Consider the following 24,138-nt stretch of genomic DNA (forward strand, 5'->3'; position numbering starts at 1 on the left):
TCAGGACCTCTTCAGCTTCGGATCGAGCGCATCGCGCAGGCCATCGCCCATCAGGTTGATCGCCAGCACGGTGATAAGGATCGCCACGCCGGGGAGTGTCACCACCCACCACTTGCTCTGGATGAATTCGCGCGCCTCGGCGAGCATGGTGCCCCATTCCGGCGTCGGCGGCTGCGCGCCCATGCCCAGGAAGCCCAGTGCCGCCGCATCGAGAATGGCGCTCGAAAACGACAGCGTTGCCTGGACGATCAGCGGCGCCATGCAGTTCGGCAGGATCGTCTTGAACATCAGGCGGGTATGGCTCGCCCCTGCGACCTTGGCGGCGACGACGTAGTCGCGGGTCTTTTCGCTCATTACGGCTGCGCGCGCCAGGCGCACGAAATGCGGCTGGTACACGAGCGAAATGGCGATCATCGCGTTGACCAGGCCCGGCCCGAGGATGGCAACCAGCACAAGCGCAAGCAGCAGCGAGGGGAATGCCAGGATAATGTCCATCACGCGCATGATGACGGTGTCGACCCAGCCGCGGTAGTAGCCGGCGATGACACCGAAGGTGACGCCGACGGCGAGCGACAGCGTCGTCACGATGACGCCGACAAACAGCGAGAACTGGGTGCCGTAGATCAGGCGCGAAAGCATGTCGCGGCCGACGGCGTCGGTGCCGAGCAGGAAGTCGGCGCGGCCGCCCTCCTGCCAGAACGGCGGAACCAGAACCGCGTCGCGGTATTGCTGGGTCGGATCGTGCGGCGCGATCAGCGGTGCGAAGATCGCCAGCAGCACCAGAAAAATGAAGAACACGAGGCCGATGACGGCGCCACGGTTTTCGGAGAAATAGTACCAGAATTCGGCCAATCGCGCCCGGCGGGACGGATCGGTCGAAATGGCGCTTGTTGCAGCAGCTTGAGACATGACGTCCTCCTAGTGCCGGATGCGCGGATTGATGAGACCGTAGAGCAGGTCCACGGCGAGGTTCACCAGCATGATCACGGCAGCGATCATCAGCAGGCCACCTTGGATGACGGCATAGTCGCGGCGCGACACGGAATCGACCATCCACTTGCCGATGCCCGGCCAGGAGAAGATCGTCTCGGTCAGGATCGCGCCGGCGAGCATCACGCCGACCTGCAGACCGACTGTGGTTACGACCGGGATCATGGCGTTGCGCAGCGCATGGATGCCGACGACACGGAAGGTCGACAGGCCCTTGGCACGCGCCGTGCGGACATAATCCTCCGACAGCACTTCGAGCATCGCCGAACGCGTCTGGCGGGCAATGACGGCGAGCGGGATGGTACCCAAGACGATGGTCGGCAAGATCAGGTGGCTGACGGCCGACTTGAACGCGCCGGCCTGGCCGGACAGCAGCGAGTCGATTAGCATGAAGCCGGTGACGGAGGGGAAATAATACATCAGCGAGATGCGGCCGGAGACGGGCGTCCAGCCGAGCACGCCGGATACCAGCATGATCAGCAGCAGCCCCCACCAGAAGATCGGCATGGAGAAGCCGACAAGTGCGGTTCCCATCATCGCCTGGTCGGTGACCGAGCCGCGCTTGATCGCGGCGATGATGCCGGCGGGGATGCCTAGCAAGAGGGCGAAGATGATGGCGCAGAGCGAAAGCTCGACGGTCGCCGGGAACAGTTCGAAGAACTGGTCGACAACCGGCCTCTTGGTGACGATCGACGTGCCGAAGTCGCCACGGACAACGCCCCAGAGATAGTCGAGGTACTGGATGACGATCGGTCGGTCAAAGCCGAGCTGGGCGGAGATTTCCGCGTGCCGCTCTGGCGACATGACGCGTTCGCCTGACAAAAGGGCGACGGGATCGCCAGGCAGAAGTCGGATGAACGAGAATGCAATGATGGAAACCCCGATGAACGTCGGGATGAGGACGGCGAGCCGCCCCAACAGGAACCGGAGCATGTCAGACCTTTTAAGTGAATGTCCGAAATTTCGGTAAGGGTAGCACAAAATGTGCATTGGGGCGCTTGTGACCCAAGCGCCCCAACCCAAGGTTGGCCTGTTTAGGCAGCCTTACTCGGTGATGTCAACACCGTCGAAGGCGAAGTCGCCAAGCGGGCTCTGGACGAAGCCTTCAACGCCCTTGCGCATCGGGACGATCGACAGCGAGTGGTCGATGGTCGCCCAGGGAGCTTCCTTCTTGAACACAACCTGCGCCTGCTCGTAGAGCTTGGTGCGCTCGGCCAGGTCGGTCGTCTCCTTGGCCTTCTTCACCAGATCGTCGAACTCCTTGTTGCACCACTGCGCGCGGTTGTTGCCGCCCACGGCCGTGCAGCCGAGCAAGGTGTCGAGGAAGTTGTCCGGATCGCCATTGTCGCCGGTCCAGCCGAGCATGACAGCGCCGTCACGATCCTTGGCCTTCGACTTGTCGAGGTACTCAGCCCACTCGTAAGAGACGATCTCGGCCGTGACGCCAACCTTGGCGAAGTCGGACTGGATCAGCTCGGCCGCGCGGCGGGCGTTGAGCATGTAGGGACGCGAAACCGGCATCGCCCACAGCTTCATCTTGAGGTCCTTGACGCCAGCGGCTTCAAGCGCCTTCTTCGATGCTTCCGGATCGTACTTATCGTCTTCGATCGACTTGTTGTACGACCACATCGTCGGCGGGATCGGGTTGGTTGCAGGCGTCGCTGCACCCTGGAACACGGCGTCGACGATGGCCTGCTTGTTGATGGCCTGGTTCAGCGCCTTGCGCACTTCAGCCTTGTCGAACGGAGCCTGGGTGGTGTTGTAGGCCATGTAAGCGACGTTCAGGCCTTCCTGCTCCATCACCTTCAGGTTCGGATCGGTCTTCATCGCAGCGACGTCGGCAGCGTTCGGGAACGGCATCAAGTGGCATTCGCCGGCCTTCAGCTTCTGGTAGCGAACCGATGCGTCAGGAGTGATCGCGAAGACCAGGTCGTCGATCTTCTGCTTGCCGCCCCAGTAATCCGGGTTGGCCTTGTAGCGGATGATGGCGTCCTGCTGGTAGGCAACGAAGCTGAACGGACCGGTGCCGAGCGGCATCTGGTTGAGCTGGTTCATCTTGCCGTCGGCCTGCAGCTTGTCTGCATATTCCTTCGACATGATCGATGCGAAAGGCATCGCGATGTTGGCCAGGAACGGAGCTTCCTTGCGGGTCAAGGTGAACTTGACGGTCAGGTCGTCGACCTTTTCGACCGACTTGATGACTTCCGGGAAGCCCATGCCGGCCGAATATTCCCACGAAGCGCCCGCAACATACTTGTTCCAGGGATTGTCGGCCTTGAGCTGGCGCTCATAGGAGAAGACCACGTCGTCGGCATTGAAGTCACGGCTCGGCGTGAAGAACTCGGTGGTCTGGTACTTGACGCCCGGACGCAGCTTGAAGGTGTACTCCAGGCCGTCGTCGGAAATCGTGTAGCTCTCGGCCAGGCCCGGCTCGGTCTCGGTGGTGCCCTTCTTGAACTCGAGCAGGCGGTTGTAGACGGTGTGCGCAGACGCGTCGAAGGTCGTGCCGGCGGTGTAGAGGCCCGGATCGAAGCCTTCAGGCGAACCTTCCGAGCAGTAGACGAACGTCTTCGCGCTCGCCGCACCGCTCAGGACGGTTGCAGCCAGCAACGCGGCCGCAAAGGTCGTTTTTTTGATCATTGAACACTCCCTATGATTTTGCCCAAGCCCATCCCAGTTCAGGCTCGCAGGCGCGCATATAAGCACCGTTTATTGAGCATTGGAACTCCCCGTCTACCTGCCCTTTGGTAAGCAGAATAATTTACCCACAGATGACTTCGAAATAGTCGAAATTGGTCAGTTCCATTGCGCGCGCCGGAATTTGCACTTCACGTTAGATTCGACCGCGGAAAGTTATATCTTCGCAACGATGGGCAATTCGGGGTGCCCTCACCTGCGCTGCGCGATGTAACTGCGAATCCTGAAATTCGTTCTCCAAGGTGACGTTGGGTGATACTTGCCGTGCACGTCAGCTAGCAATACAAACAACTACAACATGCCCCGACGCGGCACTGTTCTTATGGCGCTGCGACGTAGACGAGGGCGAAAGCCGGCGGACCACCACAGCCGGAAACAAGAACATCGAGGGAGGTTGCATTGGCTAAATCCACCGGCAAAGCAGGCACGGCGCAGACCACCACCAAGAAGGCGGCGACCCAGCCAGCCGACAAGGCAAAATCCGAAACCAAGCCCGCCGTGAAGGCTGAGGCAGCACCCGCCAAGACGGCAAAGCCGAAGACCGCACCGGCCAAGGCAGCACCAGCACCCAAGCCGACGGCAACAGCAGCGGTCGCAAAGTCGGCTGCCAAATCACCCGCCAAGAAGACCGAAACAAAGCCTGCAGCCAAGGCTGCTGCTGTGAAAGTCGAAACTGCAAAGCCAGCGGTCAAAGCCGCCCCGAAACCTGTAGCAACGAAGACCGCCCCCAAGCCTGCCACAGCCAAGGTCGAAGCTGCCAAGGTAAAGCCGTCCACGGCAAGGGCCGAACCATCCAGGCCAGCCCCAGCCAAGGCAAAGCCAGCCGGCGCAAAAACCAATGGCGTGGCCCCGGCAGCGGTGGCTAAAGCCGAGGCCGCCAAGCCCGCAACTGCCAAGCCCGCAAAGGCTGTTCCAGCCAAGACCAATTCAGCAGCCGCGCCCGCGAAATCCGCGCCCGCTGCTAAAGCCGCCGCCCCTGCCAAGGCCGTGGCCGTCAAATCCGACGCAAGGCCGTGGCTGAAGAGCTATCCCGCCAACATGCCGGCCGAGATCGCGCCGCTCGCCCACAACTCCATCGGCGACCTTCTGTCTGCTGCCTGCCACCAATATGCCGGTCGCCCGGCCTTTTCGTGCATGGGCAAGTCGCTGAGCTATGGCGAGCTCGACCGCATGTCGACGGCCTTTGCCGCATGGCTGCAGTCGAAGGGGCTGGCCAAGGGCGCGCGCGTGGCGATCATGATGCCCAACGTGCTGCAATATCCCGTCGCGATGATGGCGATCTTGCGCGCCGGCTACACGGTGGTGAACGTCAACCCGCTCTACACGCCGCGCGAACTCGAGCACCAGCTCAAGGATTCCGGTGCCGAAGCCATCGTCATACTCGAAAACTTCGCCACCACGCTGCAGGCCATCGTTGCCAAGACCCAGGTCAAGCATGTGGTCGTTGCCTCGATGGGCGAGATGCTCGGGCTCAAGGGCCTGCTGGTCAATCTTGTCGTGCGCCGCGTCAAGAAGCTGGTTCCGGCCTGGTCGCTGCCCGGCCACGTCACGTTCCAGGCGGCGCTGAACGAAGGCGCGACCAAGACCTTCAAGCCGGTCGCCGTCAAAGCCGACGACATCGCCTTCCTGCAATATACAGGCGGCACCACCGGCATCTCCAAGGGCGCGATGCTGATCCACGCCAACGTGCTGGCCAATGTCGCCCAGCTCGCATTGTGGGTGGAGGACGCCTACACCGTGCGGCCCAAGCCGCCGCATCTGACCTTCATCTGCGCACTGCCGCTCTATCATATCTTCGCGCTGACGGTGAATGCGCTGATGGGCATGCAGCAGGGCGCGCTCAACGTGCTAATTCCCAATCCGCGCGACATCCCCGGCTTCGTCAAGGAGCTGAAGAAGTTCAAGTTCAACATCTTCCCCGGCCTCAACACGCTGTTCAACGCGCTGACCAACAATGAGGAATTCCGCAAGCTCGACTTCAGCGGGCTGATGCTCAGCCTCGGCGGTGGCATGGCGGTGCAAAGGCCGGTCGCCGAGCGCTGGAAGAAGGCGACGGGCAACCACATCACCGAGGGCTACGGCCTGTCGGAAACTTCGCCGGTGGCAACCGCCAACAAAGCCAGCTCCCCCGATTTCACCGGCACCATCGGCCTGCCCCTGCCCTCGACCTACATCGCCATCCGCGACGAGGACGACAACGACCTGCCGCTCGGCGAGGTCGGCGAGATCTGCATCAAGGGCCCGCAGGTCATGGCCGGCTACTGGAACCGCGCCGACGAGACCGCCAAGGCCATGACCTCGGACGGTTACTTCAAGTCGGGCGACATGGGCTTCATGGACGAGCGCGGCTTCACCAAGATCGTCGACCGCAAGAAGGACATGATCCTGGTCTCGGGCTTCAACGTCTATCCCAACGAACTCGAAGACGTCGTTGCCCAGCATCCCGGCGTGCTCGAGGTCGCGGCCATCGGCGTGCCCGACGAACATTCGGGCGAAGTGCCGAAACTGTTCGTGGTTCGCAAGGACCCCAACCTCACCGTCGAGATGCTGATCGCCTACTGCCGCGAAAACCTCACCGGCTACAAGCGGCCGAAACATATCGAGTTCCGCACCGAGCTGCCGAAGACCAATGTCGGCAAGATCTTGCGGCGCGAGCTGAGGGGCTAAGGCTCCGCCCCATCCTGAACATCCGTCGGCCACCGTGGAGAAATTCTTCACGGTGGCCGATTTGTTTGTGGCGGGCATTTGATAGGCGATGCAATTATTGCGTCCGGCAAGATCGGCGAAAAGGACCAGGGCCACCTTTACCTGATCATCGCCATTTGCGAGATTGGGCATGCTGAATATATGCAAACGTACATCTTTTCTGGACTCACTCACGAGGAGTTGGATGATGCGTCTCRGTCCAATCGAGTATTCACTTGTCATCCTCACAGCCTTGGCCACTGCGCCAGTGGGCGCGCAAGAGCAGAACCCCTACGGCTGGCTTGGTACCGAAACGCTGAAAAGTCGCTCCGGCGACTTCGAGTTTAGGGGTGGCTACCCCGCTGGTGATACGGCTGAACGTCTCCTTGACCTGCGAATGCTCAATCAGGCGACGGAGGTCTACCTCACCCAGTTGATGCCGGTAAGCGAGATTGGCTTGCGGGAAGGTTTGCGTGCCTTCGGAGCGAAAAAGCCCAATCAGGTCGTGGTCTGGGAAGACCTGATGGATGCGAAGACAGTACTGCTCACCGCGAACACCGAGACCGTCTATGCGCTCAGCCATCTCGACCTGAAGGCGGACGGACCGACCGTCGTCGAAGCCCCACCGAAGATGCTCGGCTTTCTGCAGGACGGTTTGCAGCGATACATTTCCGAATGTCGGCCCGTTGGGTCCTGACAAGGGCCAAGGCGGAAAGTTCCTCGTTCTGCCCCCTGGCTACGCTGGCGAAGCGCCGAAGGGATACTTCGTGGCGAAGTCGCCGACCTACTCAGTCACCCTTGGGCTTCGCGGCTTCCAGGTCGACGGCAAAACCGATGAGGCCGTCGCGCTGATGAAGCAGATCAAGGTCTACCCGCTTGCCGGCGCCGCGTCGCCACCGGCGATGGAGTTCCTGAACGGCTCGGGCAAGGACATCAACACAGTCTTTCCGGACAATTTCCACTTTTTCGAGCTCTTGGCCCAGCTTGTCGACGAAGAGCCCGTCGAAAGTTTCGGCCCGCTTGAACGCTCGATGATGCAGGCAATCGGCATCGAGAAGGGCAAGCCGTTCCAGCCAGACGAGAAAACGAAGTCGATCCTGTCTGAAGCGGCGCAACTTGGCGGGGCCATGGCTCGCGCCAACACCTTCGCGTCCCCTGATCCCCGCGTGTTCTATTATGATGACCGCAAGTGGGAGGCCGTCCCGGAAGGAATGACATACACCTTCAGCAAGGAAGGCGCGCCACAGATCGATGCACGGAACTTCGTCTACTACATGGCCGCAGGTAACTCTCCGGCCATGATGGCGAAGAATGTCGGTCAGGGATCGCAGTATCTGTGGACATACCGAGACAGCAAAGGGGATTTTCTGGATGGCGCAAAGACATACAAGTTGCACATCCTGCCCGACATCCCCGCCAAGAATTTTTGGTCGGTTGTCGTCTACGATGCGTTGAGTCGGTCCGAACTGAAGAACGATCAACCTCTTCCGTCAGTCAGCAGCTACAAATCGCCGATCGTCAATGCAGACGGCTCTATCGACATCCATTTCGGCCCCGACAAACCCCAACAGCAGGCGAACTGGATACAGACCGTTCCCGGAAAGGGATGGTTCCCGATCTTCCGCTTCTATGGCCCGACGGAACCCTATTTCGACAAGACTTGGAAACTGGAAGACATTGAAGCCGTAAACTGAATGGCTGCCTGGGCATTCAACTGCCTAAAGCAGCCCTCGAACTCGCGTCCAAGATCAGAACTGGACGGCCTCGTCCGGCGACGTCATCTCCTGCGTGCCACGATGTAGGGACGGGCCTCGTTGGCCTTGGTTGCGTGGACCTCGGTGGCACTCGGCTCCGAACATCCGTTCCGACCTTGTATTGGCGTGGAAAATCATCCGTTGGCCGAAACTTGTTCCGCTTGCCCCTGCAACGATGCAACTTTGGGCGCGGTCGCATCTCGCTGTGGAAAGGTGTACTCTCCAAGTTACCGACAAAGCGCCGACTGACTACGCAATGTAGAGCACTACTATCTGGAAGAGGCGCCCCGATCAGAGCAATCCTTGGCAATTGTGGCCGCCGGGCCGTCTGCCAAAAGTGGAGCATGCCGATGTGGGTCCTGATGTATGTCTTTTCCTTTTCAATCAGTCCGGCTGCTACAAATGACAGGTCGGAATGGAGGCTCCTTCCAACCGTTGTGTTCCAGGAGTTTACCAATGAAGAGCGATGCAAGGCAGCCAAGACGAAACTTGAGGCCAGCCTGAAGGAAGCGGGAGACAGGCTGAGAAGTGGCCTGGAAGACCTGAAGAGCATCGGCAAAGCCGGTCCGGAGCAGATCATCGTCGCCTTCACCGTGGAATGCCTTCCGAAATAGGCCCATCCCTCCGACTTCGCTTTCAGCGCTTTCAAGCTCTTCACCTGATCGCAGGCCAACGATAACGGCCACTTCCGCAACGCTGCTGCCTCCGCCTTTCGATTGCCTTGTCAGCAAGTCTGTCAGCAATCCGCGTGGATAGACTGCCCGTGTTTTTCCACGCCTCTCAAACCTGCCGTATCCTTGTCCTCGCGTTCTTCCACGGGACCCCGGTGCGCACCGGGCATCGGGGGGAAGCGCCGGTGCCGGGCTGGCGGGAGGTCGGATCTCCTGCTGGGTGATGAGCCCCCAAGCCCGGGCCTTGCGGCGGCTGGCGGCGCGAAAGCGTTGAGGCGACTGAGCGGGGCAAGAACACCGAGCGGGGCGCAAGGTTCGCGCCAAACAATTACTATCGGAAGGCTCGGCCTCGCGCCCCGCTTCCCGAACTTTTTCCTAGCAATGGCCAGACCGGAAACGGGGCGTGGCGGCGGACAAGCTTGGTCTCTTCGGCAGGCGGATGAGGGGCAGCGCAAACAGTGAAAGACTTGGCTCCGCCCCTCACCCGGCCCTTCGGGCCACCCTCTCCCCGTAAACGGGGCGAGCGAAATCCCCCTACGCTCCTCCCACCTTCTCGCCGAAGGTCGAGAAAAACTGCCCGGCGAGCTTCTTCGAGGTCGAGGTGATCAGGCGGCTGCCGAGCTGGGCGATCTTGCCGCCGACATCGGCCTTGGCCTCGTATTTGAGGATCGTCGCTTCGGGCCCGTCCTCGGTCAGCGTGACGTCGGCGCCGCCCTTGGCGAAGCCGGCGATGCCGCCCTTGCCTTCGCCTGCTATGGTGTAGGAGTGCGGCGGGTTGAGGTTTTTCAGCGTCACTTCGCCGGTAAAGGTCGCCTTGATCGGACCGATCTTGAGCACCACCTTGGCGGCCATCTCGGTCGGCGAACTCATCTCCAGGCTCTCGCAGCCGGGAATGCTCTCTTTCAGGATTTCGGGATCGTTGAGCGCCTTCCACACCACGTCGATGGGGGCGGCGATCTTTTCTTCGCCTTCGATCACCAAAGCCATGCGCAATCCTCCCGAATGCCGATCCTTGAGGGGTAACGCAGCGTCCAGCGATTGTCCATCACGCCGGCAGCGGTCAGCCCTTGTGGCCGATCGGGATGATCTCGGGTGCGTCTGGTGCATAGGGCGCGCCCTGCCAGCTGCCGAGCCAGCGGTCGGCGACAAGCCCGGCATCGGCCATCATCGCAGCAAGCGGCGCCTTCTCGCCAAAGGCGATGCGCGACTGGGCATGGAACTGCCGCCCGGTGGCCGGCACGCGGTAAAACGTGTCGTAGGTGACGATACCCGTCGCCTCGTCCTGGACGGCGTCGTTCCAGGCCTCGACCGCGCCGAAGGTTGGGTGCTCGACAGTGCGTTGCGAGTCAGCAGGGCCCCATTCCAGCCAGGCCTTCGCCGCGGGATTGCGGGTATCGAAGATGAAACGGCCGCCCGGCGCGAGATGGGCGGCAATGGTATCGAGTGCTGCCCGCTGGTCCTCGGCCGTCAGGAACACCTGGAAGGCGTGGCCGGTCAAAAGCACAAGATCGAAGTTCTTGCCGAGACGCAGCGAACGGGCATCGCCCTCGACCCATTCGACATTGTCGCCGCCGGGGCGCTTGCGGGCGATATCGAGCATGGCGGCAGCTGGATCGGCGCCAGTAACAGAGCGACCGGAAGACAACGCCACTGTCAGCGCACCGGTGCCACAGCCGAGATCGAGTACGGTCTTCGCCTCGCCGGCGAAACGGAGGATGAAATCGACGTCGCCGCCGCCTTCGTTCTCAAGGTCGTAGAACTGCACAAGCTCGGGGTCGATGTAGAGGCGGTCGTCGATCAAGGCACGGGCTCTCATGTCATTGGCGGCGCTTTCATAACATCGCGGCGCCGCAAGGACAGCCCCGCTCATGAGACCAGCGAGCGCTTTCGAAGCCAGCCCGATCACATGCCCCCACGCGCCACGCCTTCGTCGCCCTTGCAGCGATTCAGTCCTTGCCATAACGATGCAGGTCCGGATTTCGGGAGGAATTTATGGCCGGCACCAAGACGACGAAGAAGCTCCGTTCGCAGGAGTGGTTCGACAATCCCGAAAATCCCGGCATGACCGCGCTGTATCTCGAGCGCTACCTGAATTTCGGCCTGACGCGCGAAGAGCTGCAATCGGGCAAGCCGCTGATCGGCATCGCCCAGACCGGCTCCGACCTGTCGCCGTGCAACCGCCACCACATCGAACTGGCCAAGCGCGTGCGCGAAGGCATCATCGCCGCCGGCGGGGTGCCGTTCGAATTTCCCTGCCACCCGATCCAGGAAACCGGCAAGCGCCCGACCGCCTCGCTCGATCGCAACCTCGCTTATCTCAGCCTCGTCGAGGTGCTCTACGGCTACCCGCTCGACGGCGTGGTGCTGACCATCGGCTGCGACAAGACCACGCCAGCACTTTTGATGGCGGCGGCCACCGTCAACATCCCGGCGATTGCCCTGTCGGTCGGGCCGATGCTCAATGGCTGGCACAAGGGCGAGCGCACAGGCTCGGGCACCATCGTGTGGAAGTCGCGCGAAAAGCTGTCGGCCGGCGAGATCGACTACGACCAGTTCATGGACATCGTCGCCTCTTCGGCGCCCTCTGTCGGCTATTGCAACACCATGGGCACGGCAACGACGATGAACAGCCTGGCCGAGGCGCTGGGCATGCAACTGCCCGGCTCGGCGGCGATCCCCGCACCTTATCGCGAGCGCGGCCAGATCTCGTACGAAACAGGCAAGCGCATCGTCGACATGGTGCGCGAGGATCTGAAGCCGTCCGACATCATGACACGCGAAGCCTTCGAGAACGCCATCGTCGTCAACTCGGCGATCGGCGGGTCGACCAACGCGCCGATCCATCTCAACGCCATTGCGCGCCATCTCGGCGTGCCGCTCGACAATGACGACTGGCAGAAGATCGGCCACCATGTGCCGCTGCTGGTCAACCTCCAGCCCGCCGGCGAATACCTCGGCGAGGACTATCACCATGCCGGCGGCGTGCCGGCGGTCGTTGCCGAACTGATGAAGGCCGGCCTGTTGCCGCATCCCGATGCTGCCACCGTCAACGGCAAGACCATGGGCGAGAATTGCGGCGTGGCCGAAAACCACGATGAAAAGGTCATCCGTGCGGTCGCCGATCCGCTCAAGAAGGACGCCGGCTTCATCAACCTGAAGGGCAATTTGTTCGACAGCGCGATCATGAAGACCAGCGTGATCTCGAAGGAGTTCCGCGACCGCTACCTGTCGAACCCGCGCGACCCCGAGGCCTTCGAAGGCACGGCCAAAGTGTTCGACGGGCCGGAGGATTATCACGCCCGCATCGACGATCCGGCCGAGAACATCGACGAGAATACTGTGCTGTTCATGCGCGGTGCCGGCCCCGTCGGCTATCCCGGCGGCGCCGAGGTGGTCAACATGCAGCCGCCCGCCTATCTGCTCAAGCGCGGCATCCACTCGCTGCCCTGCATCGGCGATGGCCGCCAATCGGGCACGTCAGGTTCGCCGTCGATCCTCAACGCCTCGCCGGAAGCGGCGGTCGGCGGTGGCTTGGCGCTGCTGAAGTCGGGCGACCGCGTGCGCATCGACCTGAAGAAAGGCACCGCCGACATTCTGGTCACCGACGACGAGATCACCCGCCGCCGCGCCGAGTTGCAGAACAATGGCGGCTATCATTTCCCGGCGCACCAGACGCCGTGGCAGGAGATCCAGCGCGGCATGGTCGACCAGTTGTCGGAGGGCATGGTGCTGAAGCCGGCGGTGAAGTACCAGCGCGTCGCCCAGACCAAGGGCATCCCGCGCGATAATCACTAAGGATCGCCGCGCGGGATTTTGGTGAGTTCAGCCTCGATATCTGCTGCTTGCTTTAGAATTGCCATCGCAGATGGGTTGAGACCAAATCTCGGCCAGGATGGTGCGTCGATGGTTTTCGGCGCGTTCGCCGTAATGCTGAAAATGTTGCGCGGCAATTGCCGTCCCAGCGCCAAGGCCCAGAGCCACGGCAATCGCCGCAGCCCGTCGCGATGCTGAATGCCAACCCGACGCCGCCTTCAGCAAGCGGCGCCAAGCTGCAATCACGGCGATGATCAGCGCTCCAATGGCGCAGCACATCGGTGCATCACCTCGCTCAGGCGTGCTTGCCGCAACTGCAATCGGCCGGATGGTAGCGGCCGGTGCGCTCGACCATGCCACCCTTGCCGTACATATCGTGGGGCCGCATCCAACTTGTCAGGTCGTGGGAAGGCCCGGCTTCGTTGCGGCCTTTGGGCATGACATCGAGAATACCGTAGGCACCGAGATACATTTCGCTGCCGCGACCGAAGTTCGCATAGGTCAGAAATATCTGGCCGTCTTCGTCCTTGTAGAAGACGCTGTCACCGGACAGATCCTCGATTTCGAAATCGAGCGGCGCGAAGTTGTATACCGCCTTCTTCGCCGCAAATTGCGCAGGCGTATAGGAGACATTGAAGTCGTAGTTGAAGTCGCTGCCAAAGGAAGAGACGAAGCGCGCCTGCCAGCCCATGCGTGCCTTGAGCGCCTCGACCTCGGCAATCGGCGCGCGCGCCACGGCGACGTAGCTGACGTCGTGGTTGTCGAGGTGGACGATCACGCTGTCGGCGTTGTCGAGTTCGAACGAGCAGCCGACGCAATGGTGCTGTTGGCCCGGGCCCATCATGAAATGCTTGATGAACAACTGGCTGCGGCCGCCGAAGAGGTCGGACAGCGAAAGCCTGCCCTCTGGACCCTCGAAATAGTACTGCTTGTCGATCTTCACCCAGGGCAGTTGGCGCCGCTCGGCGCTCAACTGATCGCGCGCCCTGGTCATTGCTTTTTCCTTGGCCAGCAGGGCTACGCGCGCGGCCAGCCATTCGTCTCGTGACACGATTTCATGCTGCATCATGCTCTCCATCGTTGGACTTTTTCGCCGGCAGCACCATTGCGGCCGGCTCGCTGCAATGACTGGGCCGGCGCTCACATGTGGGCCGTCTGAGCCGGCGGCCCGTCCCAGGCGTCGTTGCGGCCGTCCTCATAGGTGATCGGCACAGCGGCGAGTTCTTCAGGTGCAACGTCATCGAGACAGGCGACGTTGATGGCGACGAAATCACCGCCCATCGGCTCAAAACTGGCCGTCGCGAAGGGATGGACACCGCAGCGGCTGCAGAAGGTGTGACGGATGGCCCGCTCGCCGAAGCGGTATTCGGTCAGTATCTCGGCGCCCTCCGTCACGCGAAAGTCCCACGGACGGGCAAAGGCCTTCCAAAACCGTGTCTTGGCGCACCACGAGCAGTTGCAGCGAAAGCTGGAGGTCCACCAGATGCCGTCGAGCTCGGGCTTGGAGCGCTGGCCCGATGGCGCAAGATCAAGCTGGCATTCGAAATGCACAGCCCCGCAGTGGCAACTGCCGCGATAGGTCTTCAACATCGTCTTCTCCAAGGCATGGCGCATCGATCCGAAAAGCGACTGAGATCTTCGGCAAGCGCTGGTTTGAATATGCAAGTCGGCGGGCGCGCCCGCGGAGCGCGCTGTTTTCAGATCACCGGGCGGCCAGCGAGAGCGTCGGAGAGGCGATCAAGGCATTCGCCCCAGCCACCCATGTGCGAGTCGCGGGTTTCGACGTCGAGGAACGGTTCCTGCCGGAAGGTCAGCCGCGTGCCCGTGCCTTCGGCAGCAAGCGTCACCGTCACCAGCGTTTCCCAGGCCGGGTCGTAATCCCAAGCGAAGGTGAAGACGATCTTTTCACCCTGAACGACCTCGCGGAACGTGCCAGACATGCCGGATGACATGCTGTCATCCTCGCCGTTTGGGCCGTGGATAAGCAGGTGGTAGCGCCCGCCCTTGCGGAATTCGAGCTTCTTGACGGAAGAGGTAAAGCCCTTCGGACCCCACCAGCGGGTCAGATGTTCGGGGCTTGACCACATCCTGAAGACAAGCGCTGGCGGAGCGTCGAAAACGCGCGAGAACTCAAGCGAAAGCGGTTGGGCGGCGACGGTGTCAGTTCTTGCGGTCATCGGGTCCTCCCTTGGGTTGAGCAGTCTGCAATTCCTTGAGGTAGTCGGCCATACGGTCGAAGCTGGCATCCCAGAAGCGGCGGTAGTGCTCGACCCAGTTGGCAATGTCCTTGAGCGGGCCTGCCTCCAGCCGGCASGGCCGCCACTGCGCCTCGCGGCCGCGACTGATCAGGCCGGCSYKCTCCAGCACTTTCAGGTGACGCGAGATCGCCGGCAGGCTCATGGCGAATGGTTCGGCGAGTTCGTTGACGGTTGCCTCGCCAAGCGCCAGGCGGGCGAGAATGGCGCGTCGCGTCGGATCGGCGAGCGAGGAGAAGGTGGCGCTGAGGCGATCGTCGGTCATTTATTTAGCAATCACGTTAATTAACATATCGGTTAATTACTGCCGAAGAGGTTCACTGTCAAGCGCAGCCTGCTCTGATTGCCTCACGCGCCCGCCCTTATGGAATAGACATCGGCCCCGCGCGTTCTCCCGCCATCACGCAGGAGAAAAAGATGTTTCCATTTTCGCCGAAGCCGCCCTCGATCCGCTTTTTGTGCCGCCCAGAGGATGACGGCGTCATCCCGCCGCCCGTGCCGGCCAAGACCTTCCTGCCCGACTGGTTCCGCAAGTTGCCGGCGGTCGACCCGGCCAAGCTTTCGACAGGAGACAGTGGCCTCACCATCAAGCGCTGCATGCCGTTTCTCGATGCCATGACAGCAGGCTGGATCATCAGGCTCGCGGCCACGGTGCGCATGGAAATCTCTGACGGTGGCAAGACGGTAGATACCGCCTGGGATTTCGACCGAACGCTGGTCAGCAATCACGGCGCGCATCAGGTCGCAGGCAATCCGCGCCAGCCTGCGCCGCCGTGCAAGTTCCACAACTACTGGAGCGTGCGCACGCCACCCGGGTGGAGCTGCCTGTTCGTGCAGCCGCTGAACCGGCCAAACGGCATCTTCGAACTGGTCTCGGGCGTGGTCGATACCGACACCTATACTGCCGAAATCCACTTTCCGTTCTTTGCGACAGGCGCCGACGGCTTGCACATCATCGAAAAAGGCGCGCCGCTAGTGCAGGTCATCCCCTTCGAGCGCAAAGCGCTTGAACTGACCGCCGATATACGCGCCGAGCGCAAGGATGAAGAGCAGGACCGCCGTCGCGTCCTCCGCAACACCATCGCGTCCGATGGCTGGTATCGCAAGATCGCGCGGGCACCACGTTAAGATGCAGGCCTTGCACCAAACGCAAAGGGCCGGTGGAATTTCCACCGGCCCTTCTGATTGATGATGCCGTGTCCGCGATCAATCGTCGTCGGAAGAGGAATTCGACGAACTGTTCGAACTCGAGTTCGATGAGGAATTCGAACTGGAATTGGACGACGAGTTGGAGCTCGAATTGGACGAACTGTTGGAGCTCGAGTTGTTCGACGAGTTCGAGGAACGGTTGGAACTCGAATTGTCCGAAGAATTGGACGAGCGGTTGCTGCTTGAATTCGACCAACCACTACGGTCGCTCGAATTCTTGCCGCCTGAAACGACCGACTTGAAGAATTTCGAAACATCATTGTCCGCCATCGCAGGTGTCTGCGTAGCAGGTGCTGCGACCAGCAGCGCGCCAAGCACGGCGATGATCTTTTTCATCTGTCATCTCCTTTTCGACAATCTTGGTGATTGCCTGGGAGGAACGGGAGACATTTTGGTCTATTCCATCGATGGGAGAAAAATCGGCTGGCAAAGGCAAAGGCGCGCAGCTTCACTCATGCAACCTCGTGATGTAGGTTGCGACAGCAACAGAGGGGCAATGGCCATGCGTAATCGCATCGCATCCTGGCTGAGTGCATTCATCCTGGTTCCGATATTGCTGACAAACGCGGCACTGGCAGCGACGCTTGATATCCAGACATCGGCCGAGCCGGCGACACTCGACCCGCAGAAATTGACCGGCGACTGGCCGGACCTGATCATCGGCGATCTGTTTGAAGGGCTGGTCACGGAGGATGCCTCCGGCACTCCGGTGGCGGGCCAAGCGGAATCCTGGAAAGTGTCGTCGGACGGTTTGACCTATACGTTCAAGCTGCGCGACGGGCTGAAATGGAGCGACGGCGAAGCGCTGGAGGCGAGCGACTTTCTGCTTGGGTTGCGCCGCGTGCTCGACCCCAAGACCAAGGCCGATTTCGCTTTCATCCAGTTCCCCATCAAGAACGCGGAGGCCTTCAATGGCGGGAGGATAACCGACCCGGCAGTGCTCGGCGTGGCTGCACCCGATGCCAAGACACTCGAAATCAAGCTCGAACGGCCGATGCCCTATTTCCTGCAGGCGCTGGTGCAGGCGAGTGCCTATCCAGTGCCGCAGCACATCATCGAGAAGTTCGGCGATGACTGGGCCAAGCCGGAACATCTGGTGAGCAATGGCGCCTTCAAACTCGCCGAATGGAAGTCTGGGAAGACGCTGCGCGCGGTCAAGAACGACAGATATCGCGAGGCTGGCGAGGTCGAGCTCGACGAGGTCGTTTATCATTTCATCGACGACGAAGGCGCGACGCTTGCGGCGTACAAGGCCGGCAACATCGATATCGCCACGCAGTTCCCTGCCGCGCAAATGGATGAACTGCAGTCGAGCCGGCCAGGCGAGGCGCGCATCGTGCCTGCGCTCGGCATCTGGTATTACGTGCTCAACCTGAAGACACGGCCCTTCAACGATCCACGGGTGCGGCGCGCATTGTCGATGGTGATCGACCGCGAGCAAATCGGCACAGTTCTGGAGACCGGACAGCTCGCCGCCTATGGGATGGTACCGCTCGGCGTGCCGGGTTTTGGGGACACGCCCTACATGCCCGACTGGAGCGCAAAGACGCTCGAGCAGCGCGTCGCCGAGGCGACAACGCTGATGCAATCCGCCGGCTATGGACCCGGCAAGCCGCTCAAATTCCAACTGCGCACGTCCAACCTGCCCCTGCAGATCAAGACCAGCGAGGCGGTCGCAAAGGCATGGAAGGAGATCGGCGCGGAGGTGGAGTTTGTCAGGGAGGAAATCCCCGAACATCAAGACGCGCTCAAAAAGGGCGATTTCACTGCCGGCAGCGCGCGCTGGATCCTCGACTATGCGGACGCAAGCGACTCACTCGCGCTGATGAAAACCGGCCACCCGAACAATTATGCGGGCTATTCGAATCCTGGCTTCGACATTCTGCTCAACAAGGCGGCGACCGAACAGGATGCGGCGGAGCGCCTCCTGCTGCTGCGGGTCGCGGAAGAGATGGCACTGGACGAAACGGCGGTGATTCCGCTGACCTGGGCCGTATCGAAAAACCTGGTGTCGCCGAAAGCTGTCGGCTTCGAAGACAATGTCCGTGACGTGCACCGGTCGCGCTGGCTGTCGCTCAAGGAGTGACAGTCAGCGCTGCTGGATCGTCATCCATGCTCGCGCAGTTGGCCTTTGAATTCCGTTTCCAAACCGCCTAGGTGATGAGGAAACGGTCAGGGACATCATGACGAGACGACGCTCTTCCCTTGGATTTCTCGGCATGTTCGGCCGCTCGGGCGATCTGCGCGAGTTGGACGCGGCCTTGCGCGGCGTCGACCTGCATCCCGCGCTGGTGCCGGAAGGCGTGAAGCTCACCATCGTCAATCTGATGAAGGATCATTGGCCAGACGACCCGCCTTCACATGCCTACCCGCCGGTGGCGCAACTGTTTGGCTATTGCATCGCCGGGCCGGAAGCATTCGAGCGGGCCAATGGCCGCGACTACATGGAGGAAGCCGAGCAACGGATCGAGGCAGCGCTGGAAGCAGGCGACGGCTTCGACGCGGAGATCGTGCTGCTTGCACTCCACGCCAAGCTGATCAATCCCGATGTCGTCGAGCGTTTCGGGCTGAGCACCGACTAGCGGCGATCTGCCCTACCCGCCCATGCCACCGCGTGGCAACTTGATCAGCTCGCCAAAGCGGGCGCGCAGCCTGTCGTCGGTGGCTTTTGGAATGTGGCGCGGAAAACGTTCGGCCAGGATTCGTTTCTTCTCCGCGATCGCCTTGCCCAGCAGGTCGGGCTTGCCCTTTTCGATCCACTCCTTAGGCGAGAAACGATCGGCGACAGCGGGGTAAAAGTACTCGGTCTGCATCAGCCTGAGCGTCTGCTCGTTGCCGAGATAATGGCCGGGCCCGTTGAGGCAGACTTCCGAGATTGTGTCGATCGACAGTGCCGCGTCGGTGACCTCGATGCCGCGCACGCAACGCAGGCATTGGCCCAGCATGTCGTTGTCGATGATCAGGCTTTCCAGGCAAAAACCGAGCAGCGAGGCATGCATGCCGGCGGACTCATAGACCAGATTGAGGCCGGAAAGGCCGGCCATGACGTTGGTGATGCCCTTTTCGTAGCCGGACTGGATGTCGGGCAGCTTGGAGTCGGCCATGCCTGCGGCCGAGCCGCCGGGCAGATCGTAGAACTGGGCCATCTGGGCGCAGGCCGCCGTCAGCAACGCCTGCTCGGCCGAGCCACCCGACATGGCGCCGGTGCGCAGGTCGGAGACGAACGGCCAGGTGCCGAAGATCGCGGGGTGGCCGGGCTTCAGCGCGTTGACATAGACGAGACCGGCAAGCACCTCGGCGACCGCCTGGACCACCGCACCTGCAATCGCCGCAGGCGCGGTTGCGCCAGCCTGGCCGGCGGAGAGCAGCAGGATCGGGATGCCGCCATCGACGCAGGCTTCGAGCACGCCACAGGCATCCTCGGCGAATTTCATCGGCGGCACGACGAAACAGTTGGAATTGGAGACGAACGGCCGTGCTCGGAAGTTCTCCTCGCCGCCAGCGATCTCATAAAGCATCTCAAGAGCCGGGGCGACGTTCTCGCGCACTGTGAAGCTGGTGCCGACATGCTTGGAGGTGCCGGAGACACAAGCGTAGAGGGTATTGAAATCCATATCGAGCGGATCGGGAATGTCGCGCGGCACCATCGGGCGCTGGAAGAAATGGATGTTGTCGAGCCCCTCGACGATGCGGGCGGCATCGTAGATGTCCTGCAGCAGGCTTTCGCGATATTCGCGCTTTTCGACGTCGACAAGATGCACGGCTGCACCGGCGGTGCCGTAATGCACGCGCTTACCCTGGATCAGCATGTCGTGTTTGGGGTCCTGGCCGCAGAGCGTGAAATTGCGGGCAGCGTTGTTGATGGTGGCGAGCACGAGTGCGCGCGGAAAGCGAATGCGGCCGTCGTCGCTGTAGGTTGCGCCGACCCGGGTCAGCGCTTCGATACAACTTGGGATGGCGTTGGCGAAGCCGACCGTCTCGAGCAGAGTCAGCACCGCTTCGTGGATGCGTTCGAGATCGTTTGGCGCCAATGCCTGGAAGCGGCCACCTTCGAGGCCGGCGCGGATGGGGCGGATGTCGTCGGCAAGTGGTGCTGCGCGCATCGCCCGCCTGGCCTCCCTGCCGCCGGATCGGCGCGAGCGTTGCTCTGCCGACAGGTCATGGCTTTCGATGGCATGCGACATGCAGGTCCTCCGAACTCTGTGAGGCTGGCCCGCAGTGATTATGCCACCGTCGTGTCGCCTCGTTCCCTTTGCGCGACTATGCCGTGTCCATTGGCCCAGACTATGGGCCAGCGGATTCCGCCGGATATGCCAGAACGCTGATATAAGCCGGCGGCGCGGAGGAGCCGCCGGCAAAGGGCATTATGCAGCCGCGGGGCGGCGTCCGGCGGCGGTCGCCAGCTCGCGGATTCCGGGCTCGATGTGCTGAAGCGCAATCGAGGAAATGCCCAGACGCATGAAGCGCGTAGGCTTGTCGGAATGCTCGAAGAAGCGCTCGCCCGGCTCGATGATGACGCTGCGCGCAGCGGCAGCCGCCGCAAGCCCGCGCGAGTCGGTGCCGCGTGGCCCTTCGAGCCACAAGGACGTGCCGCCGGCGGAGTCGGTCGACTGCCAGTCTGGCAGGAAAGCCGAAAGCGCCTGGACCAACCGCTTGCGCCTCTCGGTGAAGGCGGTCGACAAGCGACGCACCAGCGCCTCGTGGTGACCGAGCGAAAGGAACAGGGCGACCGCGCGCTGGTTGTTGGCCGGCGGGTGGCGCAGCATAAAGCGGCGCAACGCCCGCAGTTCGGCAATGAGATCCGCCGAGGCGACGATGTAACCGAGGCGCAGGCCAGGCGCGAGCGTCTTCGACATCGAACCGACATAGACGACACGGCCGGAGCGATCGAGGCTCTTCAGCGCCTGCTGCGGCGCCTCATCGAGCAACTGGCTGTCGTAACCGTCCTCGATGATGATCTGGTTGTTACGCATGGCACGGGCGAGAAGGTCCTGCCGGCGCTCGGCGCTGAGTGGCACCATTGTCGGGCACTGGTGGCTCGGCGTGACGAAGACAAAGCCGGCATCCGACGGTATCGCCGATGTGACGATGCCCGAATGATCGACCGGAACCGGCTCGATATCGGCGCCAGCCAGGCGGAAGATCGAACGCGCATCGGGATAGCCCGGATCTTCCATCGCGACCTTGGAGCCCTTGGTCATCAACAGCGTGGCGAGCATGTAAAGCGCGTTCTGTGCGCCAAGGGTAACGATAATCTCGTCGGGATTGGCGAAGATGCCGCGGCGCGGCAGCAGGCGCGCCTGGATCTGCTCGATCAGAAGCGGATCGTCGCGGTCGACCATGTCGGCCGCCCAATTGCGGATTTCGAGCACGGCCAGCGCCATGCGGTTGCACTCGCGCCATTCGGCGGTCGGAAACAGCGTCGGGTCGAACTGGCCGTAGACGAAGGGGTAGGACGACTTGATCCAGTTCTCGAGCTTGGCCGGGGGCGGCATGTCGGAGGCAGCGATCTGGCGGCGCGCCTTCCAATCGATCTCGTTGGCCTGGTCGGGGCTCTTCTGCTGCGGCTTGGCCGGCGTTGCCAGCACTTCGGGATTGACGAAATGGCCCCGGCGCTCGCGCGCCACGAGGAAGCCCTGATCGACAAGCTGCTGGAAGGCCAGCACCACGGTGCCGCGCGCAACGCCGAGCTTTTCAGCAAGGATGCGGCACGAGGGCAGCGGCATCGAAGCCGCGATCTGGCGATCGAGAATGGCGGCGACGATCGCCTGCCTGATCTGGGCCTGAAGCGTCTGACCTGATTCTGCCGAAATCCGGAACAAGCCTGACCAGATCGCCGTGTCGTTTCGCTGTGGCATAGAACTCTTCCCGCATGTCCAGTCTTTTTAGCTTTGCTGGACCATAGAAAGCTATCCTTGGCACAAGCGGTTGCACCAATCAATTTTTCTAATCCTATAGATTTATGCCAGTGAACCTTTCCAGCGACGGTTGCAGAGCAAGGCAATTGAACCGATTGAAATTTGGAACGATAGTCCGCCGCGACGCCTTCATTGAGTCACAAGGTCTGCTAGGATGACGCAAGCAGCTCACACTCCCGGAGTTCCCAGGTGATCGATCAAGCCTTTCATGCCGCGCTGACCGCGCTTCGCAACCATCATCAGGACGCGCCGAAGAATTTGCGGGCGGCATTTGCCTCCGACCCGAAGCGGTTCCAGCATTTTTCGGCGACTGATGGTGACTTGTTGCTCGACTGGTCCAAATGCGCCGTGGATGCCACCACCATGGCGCTGCTCGAAAAACTGGCGCAGACGGTCGACCTCGCGGGCAAGCGCGCCGCGATGTTTGCGGGTGCGCGCATCAACGTCACCGAGGATCGCGCCGTGCTGCATACGGCACTGCGCAACCCTGTGGGCAAGCCGGTCATGCTCGACGGCCACGACGTGACGGTGGACGTGCATGCCGTGCTCGACGCCATGGCGGCATTCGCCGACGATGTCCGCTCGGGCAAGGCCGCGGGTGCAACCGGCAAGAAAATCACCGACATCGTCAATATCGGCATCGGCGGCTCCGACCTCGGACCGGCCATGGCGACGCTGGCGCTCGCGCCTTATCACGACGGGCCGCGCGCGCATTTCGTCTCCAACATCGACGGCGCCCATATCCACGATACGCTGAAGGACCTCGACGCAGGGACCACGCTGTTCATCATCGCGTCCAAGACCTTCACCACCGTAGAGACCATGACCAATGCCGCCACCGCGCGGCGCTGGGTCGAAGAGAAGCTGGGTGCGAAGGCGGTGGGCAGCCATTTCGCAGCGGTGTCGACCGCCCTCGACAAGGTCGCAGCCTTCGGCATCGAGCCCACCCGCGTCTTCGGCTTCTGGGACTGGGTCGGCGGCCGTTATTCCCTGTGGTCGGCGATCGGCCTGCCGATCATGATTGCCATTGGCCCGAAAAATTTCCGCGACTTCCTCGCCGGTGCGCATGCCATGGACCAGCATTTCGCCACGGCACCACTGCTCAAGAACATCCCCGTGCTGATGGGGCTGGTCGGTTTCTGGCATCGTGCGGTGTGCAACTACCCGGCGCGTGCCGTCATACCTTACGACCAGCGCCTGTCGCGGCTGCCGGCGTATCTGCAGCAGCTCGATATGGAGTCGAACGGCAAGAGTGTAACGCTCGCCGGCGGTGGCGTGGTGACGCCGACCGGACCGCTGGTCTGGGGCGAACCCGGCACCAACGGCCAGCACGCCTTCTTCCAGCTGCTGCACCAGGGCACCGATTTCATCCCGGTCGAGTTCCTGGCGGCCGCTGAGGGCCATAAGCCCGACCTTCAGGAGCATCATGATCTGCTGCTCGCCAACTGCCTGGCGCAGTCGGAAGCGCTGATGAAGGGCCGCACGCTTGAGGAAGCACGACGGCAGATGCTGACCAAGGGCATCAAATCAGAAGAAGTCGACAAGATCGCGCCGCACCGCGTCTTCTCGGGCAACCGCCCGTCGGTGACCCTTCTCTACCGCAAGCTCGACCCGCATATGCTCGGCCGGCTGATCGCGCTTTACGAACACCGGGTGTTCGTCGAAGCGCAGCTGTTCGGCATCAACGCCTTCGACCAATGGGGCGTGGAACTCGGCAAGGAACTGGCAACCGGGCTGTTGCCTGTCGTGGAGGGGCGAGAAAATGCCGCGCGTCACGACTCCTCGACAGCCGGCCTCGTGGAGCATATCCACCGGCTTAGAGAACGGGAGTAGTCATATTGCGGGGCATCAAGGGCATACTTTTCGACAAGGACGGAACCCTTGTCGATTTCCAGGCGACGTGGTTCGCTATCGGCGAAATGATGGCGCTGAAAGCAGCCGACGGCGACAAGGCGCGGGCCAACGCGCTGATGGAATCAGCCGGCTACGATTTTGAAGCGCATGGCTTCCGCGCCGATTCGGTGTTTGCCGCCGGCACCAACGCCGATATCGTGGCGCTGTGGTATCCCCAGGCCGGCAACGACGAACGGGCAGCACTGGTCAAGGTTTTCGATCAGGTGTCAGCTGAACAGGGCTCGGCCAAGGC

At 61.9% G+C, this 24,138-nt stretch carries 21 protein-coding genes and 2 pseudogenes; 10 read left to right on the forward strand and 13 right to left on the reverse strand.

Annotated elements, in window-relative coordinates:
- The 3 genes from AC1DWF_RS05200 to AC1DWF_RS05210 all read right to left on the reverse strand — a co-directional run bounded on the left by AC1DWF_RS05200 (window position 1) and on the right by AC1DWF_RS05210 (window position 3,630).
- Window positions 1–909: an ABC transporter permease subunit gene (locus AC1DWF_RS05200; protein ID WP_476788766.1), complete on the reverse strand. Its 909-nt coding sequence runs from the start codon at window positions 907–909 to the stop codon at window positions 1–3.
- Window positions 910–918: 9 nt separating this feature from the next.
- Window positions 919–1,923 carry an ABC transporter permease subunit gene (locus AC1DWF_RS05205; protein WP_476781974.1) on the reverse strand — a complete coding sequence of 335 codons (1,005 nt, stop codon included), beginning with the start codon at window positions 1,921–1,923 and terminating at the stop codon, window positions 919–921.
- A gap of 111 nt (window positions 1,924–2,034) precedes the next feature.
- Window positions 2,035–3,630, reverse strand: coding sequence for an ABC transporter substrate-binding protein (locus AC1DWF_RS05210; protein ID WP_476788767.1), 1,596 nt, complete (start codon window positions 3,628–3,630; stop codon window positions 2,035–2,037).
- Window positions 3,631–4,086: 456 nt separating this feature from the next.
- On the opposite strand from AC1DWF_RS05210, the gene AC1DWF_RS05215 reads away from it, so the two are divergent.
- The 4 genes and pseudogenes from AC1DWF_RS05215 to AC1DWF_RS05230 all read left to right on the forward strand — a co-directional run bounded on the left by AC1DWF_RS05215 (window position 4,087) and on the right by AC1DWF_RS05230 (window position 8,740).
- A complete protein-coding gene (locus tag AC1DWF_RS05215; RefSeq protein ID WP_476804363.1) occupies window positions 4,087–6,354 on the forward strand; it encodes a long-chain-fatty-acid--CoA ligase in 2,268 nt (755 codons plus the stop codon).
- 541 nt (window positions 6,355–6,895) lie between these two features.
- Window positions 6,896–7,187: pseudogene (locus AC1DWF_RS05220) on the forward strand (DUF1254 domain-containing protein); the annotation flags it as partial.
- A gap of 486 nt (window positions 7,188–7,673) precedes the next feature.
- Window positions 7,674–8,066 carry a DUF1214 domain-containing protein gene (locus tag AC1DWF_RS05225; RefSeq protein ID WP_476788774.1) on the forward strand — a complete coding sequence of 131 codons (393 nt, stop codon included), beginning with the start codon at window positions 7,674–7,676 and terminating at the stop codon, window positions 8,064–8,066.
- A 410-nt stretch (window positions 8,067–8,476) separates the two neighbouring features.
- The gene (locus AC1DWF_RS05230) at window positions 8,477–8,740 is read left to right on the forward strand and encodes a hypothetical protein (protein ID WP_476781977.1); all 264 of its coding nucleotides are present in this window, start codon (window positions 8,477–8,479) and stop codon (window positions 8,738–8,740) included.
- 591 nt (window positions 8,741–9,331) lie between these two features.
- On the opposite strand, the gene AC1DWF_RS05235 is transcribed toward AC1DWF_RS05230, so the two are convergent.
- Complete coding sequence (locus AC1DWF_RS05235; RefSeq protein ID WP_476781978.1) at window positions 9,332–9,784, reverse strand: SRPBCC family protein; 453 nt, start codon at window positions 9,782–9,784, stop codon at window positions 9,332–9,334.
- A gap of 73 nt (window positions 9,785–9,857) precedes the next feature.
- Window positions 9,858–10,613, reverse strand: coding sequence for a class I SAM-dependent methyltransferase (locus AC1DWF_RS05240; protein WP_476781979.1), 756 nt, complete (start codon window positions 10,611–10,613; stop codon window positions 9,858–9,860).
- A 176-nt stretch (window positions 10,614–10,789) separates the two neighbouring features.
- Between AC1DWF_RS05240 and AC1DWF_RS05245 the strand changes: the two genes are divergently transcribed.
- Window positions 10,790–12,592 (forward strand): IlvD/Edd family dehydratase, encoded by a 1,803-nt coding sequence (locus AC1DWF_RS05245; protein ID WP_476788769.1) that lies wholly within the window; start codon window positions 10,790–10,792, stop codon window positions 12,590–12,592.
- Here AC1DWF_RS05245 and AC1DWF_RS05250 read toward each other — a convergent pair.
- From AC1DWF_RS05250 to AC1DWF_RS05270, 5 genes are all read right to left on the reverse strand, one after another.
- Complete coding sequence (locus AC1DWF_RS05250) at window positions 12,589–12,783, reverse strand: hypothetical protein (RefSeq protein ID WP_476841494.1); 195 nt, start codon at window positions 12,781–12,783, stop codon at window positions 12,589–12,591. The genes AC1DWF_RS05245 and AC1DWF_RS05250 overlap by 4 nt on opposite strands.
- Window positions 12,784–12,905: 122 nt before the next feature.
- On the reverse strand, window positions 12,906–13,676 hold the full coding sequence (locus AC1DWF_RS05255; RefSeq protein ID WP_476804364.1) for a DUF899 domain-containing protein: 771 nt from the start codon (window positions 13,674–13,676) through the stop codon (window positions 12,906–12,908).
- Window positions 13,677–13,750: 74 nt separating this feature from the next.
- Window positions 13,751–14,200: a GFA family protein gene (locus AC1DWF_RS05260; RefSeq protein ID WP_476781983.1), complete on the reverse strand. Its 450-nt coding sequence runs from the start codon at window positions 14,198–14,200 to the stop codon at window positions 13,751–13,753.
- 107 nt (window positions 14,201–14,307) lie between these two features.
- The gene (locus AC1DWF_RS05265; RefSeq protein ID WP_476781984.1) at window positions 14,308–14,787 is read right to left on the reverse strand and encodes an SRPBCC domain-containing protein; all 480 of its coding nucleotides are present in this window, start codon (window positions 14,785–14,787) and stop codon (window positions 14,308–14,310) included.
- Window positions 14,771–15,130 carry an ArsR/SmtB family transcription factor gene (locus AC1DWF_RS05270; protein WP_476841495.1) on the reverse strand — a complete coding sequence of 120 codons (360 nt, stop codon included), beginning with the start codon at window positions 15,128–15,130 and terminating at the stop codon, window positions 14,771–14,773. The genes AC1DWF_RS05265 and AC1DWF_RS05270 overlap by 17 nt, the downstream gene beginning before the upstream one ends.
- A 152-nt stretch (window positions 15,131–15,282) precedes the next feature.
- Here AC1DWF_RS05270 and AC1DWF_RS05275 point away from each other — a divergent pair, with 152 nt between their 5' ends.
- Window positions 15,283–15,993: a DUF6065 family protein gene (locus AC1DWF_RS05275; RefSeq protein ID WP_476781986.1), complete on the forward strand. Its 711-nt coding sequence runs from the start codon at window positions 15,283–15,285 to the stop codon at window positions 15,991–15,993.
- 78 nt (window positions 15,994–16,071) lie between these two features.
- On the opposite strand, the gene AC1DWF_RS05280 is transcribed toward AC1DWF_RS05275, so the two are convergent.
- Window positions 16,072–16,410 carry a hypothetical protein gene (locus AC1DWF_RS05280; protein WP_476781987.1) on the reverse strand — a complete coding sequence of 113 codons (339 nt, stop codon included), beginning with the start codon at window positions 16,408–16,410 and terminating at the stop codon, window positions 16,072–16,074.
- Window positions 16,411–16,576: 166 nt separating this feature from the next.
- Here AC1DWF_RS05280 and AC1DWF_RS05285 point away from each other — a divergent pair, with 166 nt between their 5' ends.
- Together AC1DWF_RS05285 and AC1DWF_RS05290 are read left to right on the forward strand one after the other, a co-directional pair.
- Complete coding sequence (locus AC1DWF_RS05285; RefSeq protein WP_476788770.1) at window positions 16,577–18,160, forward strand: peptide ABC transporter substrate-binding protein; 1,584 nt, start codon at window positions 16,577–16,579, stop codon at window positions 18,158–18,160.
- A 97-nt stretch (window positions 18,161–18,257) separates the two neighbouring features.
- Complete coding sequence (locus AC1DWF_RS05290; protein ID WP_476781989.1) at window positions 18,258–18,656, forward strand: hypothetical protein; 399 nt, start codon at window positions 18,258–18,260, stop codon at window positions 18,654–18,656.
- 12 nt (window positions 18,657–18,668) lie between these two features.
- Here AC1DWF_RS05290 and AC1DWF_RS05295 read toward each other — a convergent pair whose 3' ends face one another.
- A complete protein-coding gene (locus AC1DWF_RS05295) occupies window positions 18,669–20,258 on the reverse strand; it encodes a trimethylamine methyltransferase family protein (protein WP_476788771.1) in 1,590 nt (529 codons plus the stop codon).
- A gap of 180 nt (window positions 20,259–20,438) precedes the next feature.
- Window positions 20,439–21,932: a MocR-like pyridoxine biosynthesis transcription factor PdxR gene (gene pdxR, locus AC1DWF_RS05300; protein WP_476781991.1), complete on the reverse strand. Its 1,494-nt coding sequence runs from the start codon at window positions 21,930–21,932 to the stop codon at window positions 20,439–20,441.
- A 252-nt stretch (window positions 21,933–22,184) separates the two neighbouring features.
- Here pdxR and pgi point away from each other — a divergent pair, with 252 nt between their 5' ends.
- Entirely contained in the window at window positions 22,185–23,825 is a 1,641-nt protein-coding gene (gene pgi, locus AC1DWF_RS05305) for a glucose-6-phosphate isomerase (RefSeq protein WP_476781994.1), read from the forward strand.
- 5 nt (window positions 23,826–23,830) lie between these two features.
- Window positions 23,831–24,138 (forward strand): annotated as a pseudogene (locus AC1DWF_RS05310) (HAD family hydrolase); the annotation flags it as partial.

It is taken from the genome of Aminobacter sp. P4_D5, assembly GCF_056401815.1.